The organism is Pseudomonas sp. St386 (assembly GCF_018325865.1).
Taxonomy (GTDB): Bacteria; Pseudomonadota; Gammaproteobacteria; order Pseudomonadales; family Pseudomonadaceae; genus Aquipseudomonas; species Aquipseudomonas brassicacearum.
Genome location: NZ_AP021900.1, coordinates 5244768 through 5257708, shown reverse-complemented (window position 1 = coordinate 5257708; position 12941 = coordinate 5244768). Strand labels below are relative to the sequence as shown.

Genomic DNA, 12941 nt, shown 5'->3' with positions numbered 1-12941 from the left:
GGATCAATCTCAATAATCGCGCCGCTTGCGAAATGCCCATCGGCCTGCAATCACGGTGAAGGTTGCCACCAGCGCCACCAGGATCCAGAAGCCCTCCGGATCACCGGCCAGCGGCACGCCGCCGACGTTCATGCCGAAGAAACCGGCAATGATGTTGATGGGCAATGCCAGGACCGTGACCACCGTCAGGGTGAACAGCGTGCGGTTGCTTTGTTCGTTGAGGTTGGCGGCGATCTCTTCCTGCAGCAGCTTGATCCGCTCGCCCAGGGCGGTGAGGTCGTTGATGATCAGGGCGAACTCCTCGGTGGACTTGCGCAACTCCTTGACGTCTTCCTTCTGCAGCCATTGCGGTGGGCGGTTGAGCAGGCGCAGCAACGAGCCTGGCTCCAGGGCCAGCAGGCGTTGCAGGCGTACCAGCACTCGGCGCTGGGCGCCCAACTCGGAGCGGTTGGTGGACAGTCGCGAAGAGAGCAGTTGGTCTTCGATCTGATCGACGTTGAGGCTGGTCTTGCGCACGATCTGGGTCAGCACTTCGCCTTGGTCGCGCAGCAGATGCACGAGCAGTTCCAGCGGTGAGCGAAAGCACTCGCCGGCCTTGACCGATGAGCGCAGCTTGTCGACCGAGTGCAAAGGTTGCAGCCGCGCGCTGATGATCAGCCGACTGTGCACGCAAACCCACAACGTCGATACATCCGAGGACACCAGGTTGCTGAGGTTGAACACCACATCGTTCACCACCGCCAGCAATGCCGAGTCCACATGTTCGATGCGGGTCGAGCGCGAGCCTTCGTGCAGGGCTTCGAAGAATTCCTGGGGCAAGGCCAGGTGGCTTTTCATCCAGCGCTCGCAGGCAGCGTGGGCCAGGTTCAGGTGCAGCCAGAGGAATTCGTCGGCGTCTTGCGGTTGTTGCAGGCTTTGCAGGGCCTGGGCCGAATCGATCTCCCTGCCACGCTCGCCGGGGCGGAAACGAAATCCGTAAAGCAGGCCGAACAGGTCCGGATCGCGATGGCTTTGGTCGATGCTGTGGTTCATGAGGGCTCGCTGGCGGGGAGTGCCTGTCGCGGCGACAACAGGGTCACTTGAGCGGCATCATTGCAGGGTTTTTTGAAGGTTTTGTGACAGGTGGCTGTGTCACTTGGACCGTTAGCCGTTTACATACGCACGCAAAAGAGCCGCGCAACTTGAAAGTTGCGCGGCTCTACATGGATTAAATCAGTCATCTCGGTCTTGTTTGTTTTCCAAGACCTCTCCGGTAGCGGCATTGAGTTCAACGTCAAACTCTCTGCCATCTGGGTAACGTACTTCAACTTCGTATTCATAACCGTTGAAACGCTCATCCAAGTCAGCAAGTCCGATGGTCGCTCCCGGGTGCAGCTTCTCGACGATCTGTTTAAGTTCGTCCATTGATTTGATCTTGCCTTCCTTGACCAGTTGGGGAATCTGGGTGGCCGGAACATCCTTCGCCTGGGCCAGGCCAGCGGTGAGGGTCAGGGCGGCAACGGTAAACAGGGCAGTCAAAGTTTTCATAGGTCTTTCCTTTGTCGTTAAAGGGTGATTCGTTTAAGTGGGCTCAGATTATCTGTGGCAACTTAATTCACCCTTAATTCGGAAAACTTGCAGCGACTGCACCGATCCGGCCCTGATTCCTCAGTAACCGTTCTTCTCCAATAGTTGCGCCACACTGCCTGTTTCGGGACGCTTGAAGTACTTGAGCAACTCACTGGCCCGATTGGTGAAAATGCCATCCACGCCGGCGTTCATCACTTTCTTGAAGTCCACCGGCTCATCAACAGTGTAGACATGCACCAGCAGGCCCTGGTCATGGGTGTACTGGTTCATCCATGGCTGCACCAGGTCCGCGTAACTCTGGCTGCCGCCATGGGTCAACGCCGCGGACGGCCCAGTACCGATGGCGCCCTGGGCCTTGGCGTACTGAATCCATGTTTCGAATTCTGCCTTGTCCTTGGGTTCCTGCTTGGCGTAATAGGCGGCCTTGTCCGTTTCGCCGGACTCGGCAAAAGGCACCTTGGACTTGGGCTCGATGTTGCCTTCGCCCACCCACAACAGCAGGATCTTCGGCACCTTCGGCATCTCTTTGTGCAGCAGTTCGAGACTGCTCTTTTCAAAGGTCTGCAGGACCACTTTGCCTTTGCCCTGGCCGACACCCGTGGCGCGCTTGGCCAGTTTCGACCCGGCCGGGCTCAGCCAACCGCGGTCCTGCAGTTTGTCCTTCAGGTCGCGCTCAATGCCGGGGAACAGCTTCGGCGCCTTGGTCTCGATGTACAGCCCGGGTTTTTGCTGCGGGTTGCCCTCGGCGATATTGATCACTTCATCGAGGGTCAGGATTTTCAGGCCGGCGAACGAAGGTCGCGCGCGGTCCGGGTAAGCGGTGTTGAACCAACTGCCGGCATCGAGGGTTTTGAGCTCCGCCATGGTGAATTCGTTGGCGGTGCTGTCCTTGCGCTCGGGGAATTTGACCGCGACATCCGTTGTGCGCAGCAGGCTGTCGTCATGCAGGACGAACAACACGCCGTCCTTGCTGCGTTGCAGGTCCAGTTCCAGGTAGTCGGCGCCCAGGTCGCGGGCCAGCTTGTAGGCAGCAGCGGTGGATTCCGGCGCGTCGAACGAGGCGCCGCGGTGGGCGATGACCGCCGGATGTGGAATACCCTGGAGGGCTGCCAGGGCCTTGGGGCTCGGGGCCTCGGACGCTTGGGTCTGGCCGAAGCCGAGCAACAGGCTCAGCATCAAGGCGGTGCGGGTGAAGGTGACAGGCATGCTCGAAATCCTTTCGTAGGTGTGTGCAAAAAACTATCTTTTAACAACTGAACGCTGTCGGCGCTATCGCCATACCGACATAAACCTGTGCAAAGAAGATTTTTCCCACGCATTTCCAGGCCGCTTTGCAGTACCCTTGCCGCATCAGTTTCCCCGGCAGAGGGAAACCTTAAATCCTGTGTCCGCTTGCCCTGCGTGTAAACCATTGATCAGACGTCCCGAGGGACGTATCCATGAGGTTTACCATGCGCACCACTTCGACATTCATCTGCCAGGCCGCCGACCAGCTCAAGGGTTTTGTCGGCCTGAACCGCAAGACTGGCCAGTACATCGTGCGGTTCAGCGAAGACGCCTTCGGCATGGACGTGGCCGACGACGGCATCATCCCCACCTGCGAATTTGTCTGGTCCCCCGTGGCGGACGGCACCATGGCCCTCAAGCGCGAGCGCATCCAGTTGCTGCTGGACCAGCACATCGACGACCGGATCAACCTCTCCGAACCTTTACGGGTGTACATGGCCCGCAGCGACCTGCCGGAAATCGTGGCGGTGCGGCAGTTGGTGGAAGGCTGAAGCCACGACCTTGACCCCGGTGGGACAAGCTCAGCTCCCACAGAGGATTTGTGGTGAAGGCGGGATCTGCGCCCCCCCCGGGATTCAGTGTGGGAGCAAGGCTTGCCCGCGATGGGGGTGGCACATTCAACATCGCTGCAAGCTGTCCCACCGCCATCGCGAGCAAGCTCAGCTCCCACAGAGGATTTGTGCTGAAGGCAGGATCTGTGCCCCTCCTTCGAGATTCAATGTGGGAGCAAGGCTTGCCCGCGATGGGGGTGGCACATTCAACATCGCTGCAAGCTGTCCCACCGCCATCGCGAGCAAGCTCAGCTCCCACAGGGGATTTGTGGTGAAGGCAGGATCTGTGAACATCCTGCTTCTACATCAGGTTTTGTATCCTGGCATCAGGTTTGGTGTTGGAAGGCATAGTCGCGTTCGACCTTGCACACCCTCGTATGGCAATGGGTATACCAGGTGGAGCGGCCGCGCTCACGGATCGCGCTGTGTTCGGGATGCTGCTTCCAGGCCAGGATCGCCGCTTCATCGCTCCAATAGGACACGGTAATCCCCAGACCATCTTCGCCACGCGCCGATTCGACACCGAGAAACCCCGGCTGCTCTTGAACCAAGGCCAGCATACGCTCGGCGGCTTCGGCGTAGCCTTGGTCCCCCTCGGTGCGCAGGGAGGTGAAAATCACCGCGTAGTAGTGGGCGCTCATGGCGTTGTCCTGGCGCAGGCTTCGACAAACGCGCTGACCAGCGGCGGCACGCACCCTTCCAATGCGGCACGTTCTGGCTGGAACAGCGTGACGACATAGAACGGATGATCCCGCAGCTCCACCGCTCGCAGGCCTCCGGCCGAGTCCCGGGCCACGGGGTGCAGGCGCTGCTTGAGCAAATCCTCTTCAAAGTCCGGGTTGACCCCGAAGCGACAATGGTAGCCCTCGAATACCATCAGGCGGCCATAGGCCTTGGCAATCAACGAGTCCGCCTCGAGTTGCAGGCTGTCGATGGTTTCGACCAGCGCGCAGCTCAACGGCGTCAACAGCGCCCGTTCAGCCTCGGGATCGGTTTCGCCATGGGCGGCGTCGGCCCAACCCATCACGTTACGGGCGAATTCCAGCACGGCATGTTGAAAACCACCGCAGGTGCCCAGGAAAGGGCGACGCTGTTCGCGGGCAAAACGAATCGCCTGCAAGGCGCCGGCTTCGTTTTGGTAGGGGCTGCCCGGCACGCACCAGATACCGTCGAAATCCTCCAGCACTGCGTTGTCGGTGATGAGCGGCGTTGCCAGCCATTGGATGCGGATGTCATGGCCGGTTTGCCCGCCGGTCAGCTCAAGTGCGATGGGGATCGCCCGGTGAGCGGTGATATGTGGGTCGTGGTCGCCGACCAGGGCGATGTGTAAAGGACGCTGTTTTTCCATGAGAGACTCGCCGCTTGTTGATTCCTGGTCGCCACTATAAATTGGCGTTCACGCAATCAATATTGGCGTTTATCCAAGTGATCAATGCAGCAGCGCACTATCGTCTGGACTATCCCGACCTGTCCCTGATCCTCGCACTGGTCCGTGGCGGCACACTGGCCCGGGCCGCGCGGCTGCTGCAGGTGGACGTGTCCACGGTGTTTCGTTCGGTACGTCGGCTGGAGGCGGCCCTGGGCCAGCCCTTGTTCGAAAAAAGCCGTGCCGGGTACTTGCCCACGGGCCTGGCCCAGGCACTGGCCGAACAAGCCGAGCGCGCCGAACAGGCCTTGGAGGCGGCGCGGGTGGGGGTGGAGCAGGGCGGCGAGGTCATCAGCGGGACGGTACGCCTGACGTGCAGCGACTCGGTCCTGCAAGCGTTGCTGCTACCTGCGCTAGCGCGCTTCATGCCCGCTTATCCGGCGTTGACCCTTGAGCTGAGCACCTCGAACGACTTCGCCAACCTGAGCCGCCGCGATGCCGATATTGCGTTACGCCTGACCCGTACGCCGCCGGAACACCTGGTCGGTCGAAATCTGGGCAATGTGGCTTACCGGGTATGCGCCAGCGCCACCTACCTGCGCTCGGCGAATACGGATGACCTGGCTTCCATGACTTGGATCGCGCCGGACGATTTTCTCCCGGATCACCCCACCGTGGCCTGGCGCCGTCAGCATCTACCCGGCGTGGTGCCCGCCTATCGCTGCAACAGCATGCTCTCGGTCACCGAACTGGTGCGAACCGGCTTGGGTGTGGCGGCGCTGCCGGACTTTCTGATCGATGAACACCAGGGCCTGATGCCCCTTGGCGAACCGCTGGAGGGGTATGACACAGCTCTGTGGCTCCTGACCCGCCCCGACTGCCGGGCCTTGCGCTCGGTGGTGACCTTGTTCGATGAGCTGGGGCGCAATCTGCGCTGGCGCTGACTTTTAACGGGCAAGGTGTGCATGGCTCAATGGATGACGTTCCCCCAACGGTTATAGTGCCTTGAGCACCAGCCCTTGGCAGAGAACATCACGATGACGAAGTCTTCCCAACCCACTCCCGCCGCACCCGTTGACCACTTGCGCTTTCATCGCCCTCACGCGCATCTGGCGCCGACCTTTGGCAATGACCGCTTTGCGCTGAGAGCGGAGGCGTTCGCGCGTTTTTTCGGGACGCCGATGTTCCTCGGAGCGCAAACCCTGATCGTGCTGATATGGGTCAGCCTGAACCTAGTGGGGGTCTTTCATTTTGATGCCTACCCGTTCATTTTGCTGAACCTGGCGTTCAGCCTGCAGTCGGCCTATGCCGCGCCGCTGATTTTGCTGGCGCAAACCCGCCAGGCCGCTCGGGACAAAGCCCAGGCGGAAGCCGACGCTCAGCATCGTGAAGCCTTGGCCATCGCCAACAGCGAGCGCCAGGCCCAGGCCGCGCAGAATACGGCGCAGTTGCTTGAGTTGTTGGAGCAGAACACCCGCCTGACGGAAATGACCAAGGCATTGACCGAGCGTATCGACAACTTGACCACTGAAATGCACCAGAAGGTCGTGCACAACCCATCGGTGCAGTAGCCCTACATTCCAGGACTTTCTGATCAAGCCTGGTAACGGCTCAGGAACATGTCGAGGGCCGATTCGATCACCTGGGCCTGCTCATCCTGGGTCAGGCTGGGTTGCCCCATCGAAACCTGCGGCCAGAAGGCGAACGTCTTGAGCAGCCCATGCATTTGCTGGGCGGCAAATGCCGGCTCCGCGGGTTTCAACCGACCATCGGCCTGGGCTTGGCGAATCCAGGCCGTCAGGCCTTCTTCACGCTGGCCCATGCGCGAAACCATGTCCTGGGCACGCTCCGGGGAATGAATGGTTGCGGCGATGGCGATGCGTGCCAGGTCGAGGAAGTTCTCGTCCGCCAGCATATGCAGTTTGGCTTGCAGCAACGTTTGAAGCTGTTCCCGTAGCGGCTTTTGCGGGCTGTAGGGCATGTCCTGTTCTGCGGTAATGCTGTTCCATAACCGATTTAGAATTTCGGCAAACAATTCTTCCTTGCTCGGAAAATGGTTATACACCGTGCGCTTCGATACGCCGGCAGTCGCCGCGATCTTGTCCATGCTGGTGATCTCGAAACCGCTGCTACGGAATTCAGCAATCGCGGCCTGGAGGATGGCTTCGCGTTTTCGCTCGGTAAGGCGCTGCGGTACGGTCATGGGCAATTCGTCGGTTGAGATGAGAGAACTTACACTCGGCAGTTTACTTGCTCCCGGGATTCATGCAATCTAGAAACTACACCGAGTGGTGTAGTTTCTAGAGTCAAGCGGCTGAGCGTGCATGCAACGGCCATCCAGCGTCCCACAACGGCGAAGCGCAATTGCGCCGACGCCCTTGGAGTTATCGCACCATGACCATTCCCTCTCTTTCGACCGACAATCCGTCCGCCCATGACGCATCCCGGCATGAACAGGGCAAGTATCGCAATCATGCCTTCACGCCTCGGGAAGGTTTTGGCACCACCCTGCGCATCATCTGGAACCTGATCTTCCACAAGCCGCGTACCACTCGGCCTTCGGGCGCCATCGAGGTTCAAGCGCTGACGCGCGCTGCGCTGCTGGCGGCGCCGAACAACAGCGTCTTCCGCCTGGGCCATTCCACCCTATTGCTCAAGCTGCGGGATAAATTCTGGCTGACAGACCCGGTGTTCTCCGAGCGTGCCTCACCTGTGCAATGGGCCGGCCCTAAGCGTTTTCATCAGCCGCCCATCAGCCTGGAAGAATTGCCGCCGATCGAAGCGGTGATTCTTTCCCACGACCATTACGACCACCTCGATCATCAGGCCATCCTCCAGCTGGCGGCCAAGACTCGCCACTTCCTGGCGCCCCTTGGCGTGGGCGACACCCTGATCAAATGGGGGGTCGACGCCAGCAAGGTGCGTCAGCTGGACTGGTGGCAAGGTACCGAGGTGGACGGTATCGAATTCGTTGCCACGCCCTCCCAGCACTTTTCCGGGCGCGGCCTGTTCGATAGCAACAGCACCTTGTGGGCCTCGTGGGTGATGATCGACGACGCCACGCGAATCTTCTTCAGCGGCGACACCGGCTACTTCGAGGGTTTCAAACGCATCGGCGAGCGATATGGTCCCTTTGACCTGACGCTGATGGAAACCGGCGCCTATAACGTCGATTGGCCCCACGTCCACATGCAGCCGGAGCAGACCCTGCAGGCTCATATCGATCTCAAGGGCCGTTGGCTGCTGCCGATCCACAACGGTACGTTCGACCTGGCGATGCATGCCTGGTATGAACCCTTCGATCGCATCCTGGCCCTGGCCTGGGAGCGCAATGTTTACATTGCCACGCCGCAAATGGGCGAAGCATTCACCCTGACGCATCCGCAACGTGGCCGCGCCTGGTGGCTGGACGTGGAGCCCTCGGCGTACCAGGACCAGGCCGGTATCGCATAGCACTCACAGGATTGGCGTTATTCAATCATTGCGTAATCGGAGCGCCCCATCGGGTCCGGCGTCGCACCCTTGATGTTCATGCCGCGCCCCGGTGCGAAGCCGGGGAAGAACACCAGGCCCTCGGCTTCCAGGCGAAAGGCCAGGGCCAGGCGAGTGACATCGAGCAACTCGCCGCCAGCCTCGAAGCGGCGGATGGCCTGGACCGAGACGCCGGATTGGCGGGACAGCTCCTCGACACTCCAACCCAGCATGGCTCGCGCCTGTGCACTGTGGGCGGGGGTGAATTGATAGACAGCGATGCGTTCCAGGGTGGTTTTGATTGCGAGAGAGGCCATGGGGGGCTCCAAAGCTATGGGATTAAAAAATACTGTGTTTTTGTACAGTTGTTTTGAATCCCGATCAATCTCATTTTTTTGATCAATGACCGGCGGTCTTCTCCAGCCAGGCGCTCGGGGCGTGACCCAGTACGCGACGAAACATCGTGGAGAATGCCGCAGGGCTGTCGTAGCCCAGGTCCAGGGCGATTCGGGTCACTGAATTGCCTACGGCCAATCGGGACAATGCCGACATCACGCAGGCTTGTTGTCGCCATTGGCTGAAACTTAACCCGGTTTGCTGGCTGAACAGGCGGTTGAACGAGCGCAGGCTGATATGCAATTGCGCCGCCCATTGCGCGGGCGAGACGTGGGCGTCCGGGCGTTTCAGAAATGCCTGGCACAGGCCGAGCAGGCCCGGGTCTTGAGGCAGTGGAAGGTGCAGTGGCAGATGGGCGCTGCGCAGCAGTTCGTGCAGCAGCAGATCGATCAGTGCACCATCGCGTCCAGCCTCATCGTAATCCGGCGCAAGCTCCACGGCTTCCATCAGCAACTGGCGCATCAGGGGCGACACGCTGATGACCTGGCAACGGGCGTCCATGGTCGTTACCGCGGCCGGTTCGATATACAAACTTCGAGTGCTGACGCCCAGCATCAGTACCTCATGGGCAACCCCGGGCGGAATCCACACCGCCCGTTGCGGCGGCACCACCCAGTTGCCGTCTGCCGTGCTGACCTGCATGACTCCGGTGGCGCCGTAGAGCAACTGCGCACGGCGGTGGGTATGGCGCGGCAACCGATGACCGTCGGGGTAATCCGTGCCGATAGCCACTACTGGCCGTGGCGTGTCCTCCAGCAGGTCAATCGAAACATTGCGCATCGAGCGGTATCCAACGATTGGCGTAAACGCAAACATTATTGGCTTGCTTGCTGAAGCAGGCCAAGCCCCATCACTCTATCGTCGGCCTCTCTCAATTAACGGAAGCTGCGCGATGTCCTACCTCTTGTTGGCACTCTTCGGCTGCATGACTGGCGTCACCGCTGTGTTGTTCGGCTTCGGCGGCGGATTCGTCGTGGTGCCCTTGCTATACCGCATGCTCACCGCCAGCCACGGCGCTGACGACCCTATCGGCCAATCGGCGATGCACATCGCCGTGGCCACCTCGACCTGCGTGATGATCGTCAACGCGCTGATCGCCACCGCCAAGCATCACCGCGCCGGTAACCTCATTCGCCACTACGTGTGGCCGTTGGGCGGCTTTATCGGCCTGGGCGCTATCGTTGGCGCCGTTGCCGCGATGTGGGCGAGTAGCGAAGTCATTCGCTATGCCTTCATCGCTTATCTGGGTGTAACCATTCTGGACTGCTTGTTCAGACGCGGTTTTCTGACACGGTCTGACGCTGTAATCCCACGGCGATTGGGCAGGGCGGAGGTATCGGCAGGCGGAATCAGCATCGGCGCCATCGCCACTTTTCTGGGTGTGGGTGGCAGTGTCATGACGGTCCCGTTATTGCGTCGTTGCGGGTTGAACATGTCGCGCACGACGTCCATGGCTAACCCGTTGAGTTTGCCGGTTGCGGTGGCCGGGACGCTGACTTACATGGCCATGGCCGGGTTTACCGAGTTTGATTTGGGGCAGTGGTTTGTCGGGTATGTGGATCTGCAGGCGTTTGCGGTTTTGACACTAGGCTCGTTAGTGGGGATTCGATTAGCTACGCCATGGATCGGGCGGATACCGGATCGATTTCACGCCGGGGTTTATATTGGATTGTTGATCGTCGTGATGTTGGGCATATCGGTGCAGTAAGTCGCTGCGCGGCATTGCTCAAAATTTAGCGAGAGAGGGTGGCATATCGATTCTCGGAGGCTGATTCGTCATACTTCGCGCCACTCATTTCGTGAGCTGACGCTCGCTTTTTCAGGGAGATTCCATGTTCAAAGGACTGTTGCTTCTCGCATCCAGCGCCACGTGCCTGCTCGCGCTCTGTTCGACAGCCAGTGCCGAAGGTGGTGGTGGCGTCTTTACCGGCACCCTGGGCAAGATGCCGATTGTGCTGGGACTCAACACTGCTCAAGAGGACGAGGTCATCGGTCGTTATTTCTATGAGAAATACCATCGTGACTTGGGATTGAGCGGCTCGTTGCGAGAAGAGACCCTGACGCTGGTCGAGGGCGGTACCCGTTACGACGACGGCCAATCGCTGCCAACCCTGACGCTGCAAAAAACGGCCAACGGCTGGCAGGGTGAATGGAAAAGTCTCAAGGGCAAAGTTCTGCCCGTGCAGTTGACCGAGGCCAGGCTCCCGGCACCTGGGGCTGATCTTTCCCCCGTTATCGCTGAGCTGCAAAAAAGTGACCCTTATGAGTATCTCCGCCTGCAAGGCTTGAAACTCAAACCTGGCAAGAAAGAGTCTTTCATGGGCCATGACTTGCAATGGTGGACGGAGCCACAATCCGGTATTTCCATGTTCAGCGTCGAGTCCGGCTACTCCAAAGACGAAATGCAGCGGGTCAATCGGCAATTGTTGGGACGGCTCTGGACCGAAGTCATCAGCTACCACGGCTGTCTGTTGCAGGGCGCGGATAATGCCGAGTTCGACCAAGGCGTCGCGCCCAAATTCCTATCGCCCGATGTGATCAGCCTGAACATTTCCACAAGTTACTATTGCGGCGGCGTGCATCCGGATTTTGGCAATTCGCCGCTCAATCTCGATGCTCACACCGGCCACAGTTTGTCGCTGGAAGATGTGCTCTGGGTTGGCTCAGGCAAGCCACCGCTGCACGCCGGCCACGACGACGGGAGTGATGCCCCGTTGACCGATGAAGAGAGCAAGGCGCGATACACTTACCAACGCGAGGTATTTGTGCCATGGCTGGTCAAGCAATTCACCGCGCTGTTCCCCGACGAGATGCTGAAGCCAACGGATGAAGACAGCTGCGACTACACCGATGAAGGCGTCTGGGGATATTCCAATTGGTACTTCACCGAAAAAGGTTTGTACCTGGGACCGTTCTTCGCTCGCGCGCAACGCGTTTGTGATGACCCAGGCTGGTCGGTGCTGCCGTACGCAGTCGTAAAACAACACCCCGGTGCGGTCAAACTTCAATTGCCCGGGACTGGTGACTAGCCCTCAGCCAACCCGGGAGCCTCCCGAATAATGAAGTGATCCAGATTCTCGATATTGGCACTGAACACCCCGAACGTTTCTTCGGGGTTCTTCTTGCTCGGCACCTGTTTCAACTCCGGCGTCACGCCATAAAAGAAGCAATACAACGGCGCGTCACTGTCGACGGCATGCTTGATCTCTTCCAGGAACGCTTTGCGCTTGCGGTAGTTATCGATCAGCTTCTTGCTCAGGTAAACGTTGACTGAGTAAGGCTTCTTCTTCGCCTCGTCCGGTTGCTTGAACCAGACCTTGGGTTCGAAGTCGATGCGAAAGCTTTGCGTGTAATCCTTGATCTCCTTGATCTTGCCCCAGTAAATCAAGCCCTTGTTGTCCTGCAAATACTCGATCTTCTTGAAGAACGATCCATAGGGCGCGGTGTGTTCGCCAATCTTCAACAGCTTGCGCTTGAGCAGGTCCTTGTCTGCGAAGTTCGACACAAAACACTCCACCGGGTGGGCGAAGACGCTGGTCTTGTCGGGTGTCGAATCATGGGCGGAATGGGCGTCATCACCGTGGGACGATAGGGTGGGTGACGTAGGCCGAGTCGCTGCTTCAACGTCCTTCGACTGATCGGGCGGCTTGCGCACGTACTGACGCCGAGTCAGCAACAGCTCCGACGGAAAATGCTCCTCGCGGTCGTCATCCGTTTCCGCCTCAATACTCTCCGCACCCAACCCCGGTGTTTTCGGACTGACGTAAGGACAGCCCTCGATATGCTGGGTCGTTGGCTGATTCTTGAAATGTGGCGTGCGGATGTAATTGACGTTCTTGGCGTTGAACGTCGTCAGCCGATTGTCCTCATCAAACGCCGCCCGACAGGCATCGTTGGGGCACTGAAAGCGCTCCTTGGCCGAATCGAAGGCCATGGTCTCGTCGAAATTCAGATCCCGAACGTCATAGATCGAAAGCTTGGTATCGAGGCTGAGGCAGTAGGCGGTATCGAATTTCATCGGGGCTCGCGTCCATGAGAGGAAGTGTATTAATACCGAAGGACGCGGCGGGCTGCACCCAAAGTTTCAACACACCACAAACCCCCAATGTGGGAGCGAGCTTGCTCGCGATTCCCAAAACCAACCCCGCCATCAAGCCTGCCACCCACCTGTGCCCTGACACCATCCTGTGGCGAGGGGATTTATCCCCGCTGGGCTGCGTAGCAGCCCCGGTTTTACGGCCCCAAACTCGGAAAATCGGTATCATAATGCCGGTTATAGCCCGACCTTTCAGATAGCCGGC

At 59.3% G+C, this 12941-nt stretch carries 15 protein-coding genes; 6 read left to right on the top strand and 9 right to left on the bottom strand.

The genetic code is table 11. From position 1 onward, the window contains the following. Nucleotides 1-9 precede the first annotated feature (9 nt). The 3 genes from KI235_RS23245 to KI235_RS23235 all read right to left on the bottom strand — a co-directional run bounded on the left by KI235_RS23245 (nt 10) and on the right by KI235_RS23235 (nt 2775). Complete coding sequence (locus KI235_RS23245; RefSeq protein WP_003204846.1) at nt 10-1032, bottom strand: transporter; 1023 nt, start codon at nt 1030-1032, stop codon at nt 10-12. Between the two features lie 180 nt (nt 1033-1212). After that, complete coding sequence (locus tag KI235_RS23240; RefSeq protein WP_003204845.1) at nt 1213-1527, bottom strand: PepSY domain-containing protein; 315 nt, start codon at nt 1525-1527, stop codon at nt 1213-1215. 120 nt (nt 1528-1647) lie between these two features. After that, on the bottom strand, nt 1648-2775 hold the full coding sequence (locus KI235_RS23235; protein WP_003204842.1) for a glycerophosphodiester phosphodiesterase: 1128 nt from the start codon (nt 2773-2775) through the stop codon (nt 1648-1650). A gap of 245 nt (nt 2776-3020) precedes the next feature. Here KI235_RS23235 and KI235_RS23230 point away from each other — a divergent pair, with 245 nt between their 5' ends. Next, a complete protein-coding gene (locus KI235_RS23230) occupies nt 3021-3347 on the top strand; it encodes a DUF2025 family protein (protein ID WP_212795321.1) in 327 nt (108 codons plus the stop codon). A gap of 386 nt (nt 3348-3733) precedes the next feature. Here the strand turns inward: KI235_RS23230 and KI235_RS23225 are convergent, their stop codons facing one another. Together KI235_RS23225 and KI235_RS23220 are read right to left on the bottom strand one after the other, a co-directional pair. Continuing rightward, nucleotides 3734-4048 (bottom strand): antibiotic biosynthesis monooxygenase, encoded by a 315-nt coding sequence (locus KI235_RS23225; protein WP_003204837.1) that lies wholly within the window; start codon nt 4046-4048, stop codon nt 3734-3736. Further along, nucleotides 4045-4755 (bottom strand): CTP synthase, encoded by a 711-nt coding sequence (locus tag KI235_RS23220; protein WP_212795320.1) that lies wholly within the window; start codon nt 4753-4755, stop codon nt 4045-4047. Before KI235_RS23220 ends, KI235_RS23225 begins: the two co-directional genes overlap by 4 nt. 14 nt (nt 4756-4769) lie before the next feature. On the opposite strand from KI235_RS23220, the gene KI235_RS23215 reads away from it, so the two are divergent. Then, nucleotides 4770-5717 (top strand): LysR family transcriptional regulator, encoded by a 948-nt coding sequence (locus KI235_RS23215; RefSeq protein WP_027912232.1) that lies wholly within the window; start codon nt 4770-4772, stop codon nt 5715-5717. Between the two features lie 93 nt (nt 5718-5810). After that, on the top strand, nt 5811-6344 hold the full coding sequence (locus KI235_RS23210; protein ID WP_003204831.1) for a DUF1003 domain-containing protein: 534 nt from the start codon (nt 5811-5813) through the stop codon (nt 6342-6344). Between the two features lie 23 nt (nt 6345-6367). Here the strand turns inward: KI235_RS23210 and KI235_RS23205 are convergent, their stop codons facing one another. Then, nucleotides 6368-6976: a TetR/AcrR family transcriptional regulator gene (locus tag KI235_RS23205; protein ID WP_003204829.1), complete on the bottom strand. Its 609-nt coding sequence runs from the start codon at nt 6974-6976 to the stop codon at nt 6368-6370. Between the two features lie 191 nt (nt 6977-7167). Between KI235_RS23205 and KI235_RS23200 the strand changes: the two genes are divergently transcribed. Further along, on the top strand, nt 7168-8226 hold the full coding sequence (locus tag KI235_RS23200; RefSeq protein ID WP_028237367.1) for an MBL fold metallo-hydrolase: 1059 nt from the start codon (nt 7168-7170) through the stop codon (nt 8224-8226). Between the two features lie 17 nt (nt 8227-8243). Here KI235_RS23200 and KI235_RS23195 read toward each other — a convergent pair whose 3' ends face one another. Both KI235_RS23195 and KI235_RS23190 read right to left on the bottom strand, forming a co-directional pair. Continuing rightward, on the bottom strand, nt 8244-8561 hold the full coding sequence (locus tag KI235_RS23195) for a helix-turn-helix transcriptional regulator (protein ID WP_003204826.1): 318 nt from the start codon (nt 8559-8561) through the stop codon (nt 8244-8246). Nucleotides 8562-8643: 82 nt separating this feature from the next. After that, nucleotides 8644-9420, bottom strand: a complete 777-nt coding sequence (locus tag KI235_RS23190) for a helix-turn-helix transcriptional regulator (RefSeq protein ID WP_003204824.1) — start codon at nt 9418-9420, stop codon at nt 8644-8646. 112 nt (nt 9421-9532) lie between these two features. Between KI235_RS23190 and KI235_RS23185 the strand changes: the two genes are divergently transcribed. Then, nucleotides 9533-10348 (top strand): sulfite exporter TauE/SafE family protein, encoded by an 816-nt coding sequence (locus tag KI235_RS23185; protein ID WP_212795319.1) that lies wholly within the window; start codon nt 9533-9535, stop codon nt 10346-10348. Between the two features lie 124 nt (nt 10349-10472). Continuing rightward, nucleotides 10473-11669 (top strand): DUF3298 domain-containing protein, encoded by a 1197-nt coding sequence (locus KI235_RS23180; protein ID WP_043042974.1) that lies wholly within the window; start codon nt 10473-10475, stop codon nt 11667-11669. Here KI235_RS23180 and KI235_RS23175 read toward each other — a convergent pair. Continuing rightward, the gene (locus KI235_RS23175) at nt 11666-12658 is read right to left on the bottom strand and encodes a hypothetical protein (RefSeq protein ID WP_212795318.1); all 993 of its coding nucleotides are present in this window, start codon (nt 12656-12658) and stop codon (nt 11666-11668) included. The genes KI235_RS23180 and KI235_RS23175 overlap by 4 nt on opposite strands. Nucleotides 12659-12941 lie beyond the last annotated feature (283 nt).

Excerpts from the sequence above, each read along its gene's own strand:
- KI235_RS23245 (WP_003204846.1), bottom strand. The coding sequence starts at position 1,032 with ATGAACCACAGCATCGACCAAAGCCATCGCGATCCGGACCTGTTCGGC.
- KI235_RS23240 (WP_003204845.1), bottom strand. The coding sequence starts at position 1,527 with ATGAAAACTTTGACTGCCCTGTTTACCGTTGCCGCCCTGACCCTCACC.
- KI235_RS23235 (WP_003204842.1), bottom strand. The coding sequence starts at position 2,775 with ATGCCTGTCACCTTCACCCGCACCGCCTTGATGCTGAGCCTGTTGCTC.
- KI235_RS23230 (WP_212795321.1), top strand. The coding sequence starts at position 3,021 with ATGCGCACCACTTCGACATTCATCTGCCAGGCCGCCGACCAGCTCAAG.
- KI235_RS23225 (WP_003204837.1), bottom strand. The coding sequence starts at position 4,048 with ATGAGCGCCCACTACTACGCGGTGATTTTCACCTCCCTGCGCACCGAG.
- KI235_RS23220 (WP_212795320.1), bottom strand. The coding sequence starts at position 4,755 with ATGGAAAAACAGCGTCCTTTACACATCGCCCTGGTCGGCGACCACGAC.
- KI235_RS23210 (WP_003204831.1), top strand. The coding sequence starts at position 5,811 with ATGACGAAGTCTTCCCAACCCACTCCCGCCGCACCCGTTGACCACTTG.
- KI235_RS23205 (WP_003204829.1), bottom strand. The coding sequence starts at position 6,976 with ATGACCGTACCGCAGCGCCTTACCGAGCGAAAACGCGAAGCCATCCTC.
- KI235_RS23200 (WP_028237367.1), top strand. The coding sequence starts at position 7,168 with ATGACCATTCCCTCTCTTTCGACCGACAATCCGTCCGCCCATGACGCA.
- KI235_RS23195 (WP_003204826.1), bottom strand. The coding sequence starts at position 8,561 with ATGGCCTCTCTCGCAATCAAAACCACCCTGGAACGCATCGCTGTCTAT.
- KI235_RS23190 (WP_003204824.1), bottom strand. The coding sequence starts at position 9,420 with ATGCGCAATGTTTCGATTGACCTGCTGGAGGACACGCCACGGCCAGTA.
- KI235_RS23185 (WP_212795319.1), top strand. The coding sequence starts at position 9,533 with ATGTCCTACCTCTTGTTGGCACTCTTCGGCTGCATGACTGGCGTCACC.
- KI235_RS23180 (WP_043042974.1), top strand. The coding sequence starts at position 10,473 with ATGTTCAAAGGACTGTTGCTTCTCGCATCCAGCGCCACGTGCCTGCTC.
- KI235_RS23175 (WP_212795318.1), bottom strand. The coding sequence starts at position 12,658 with ATGAAATTCGATACCGCCTACTGCCTCAGCCTCGATACCAAGCTTTCG.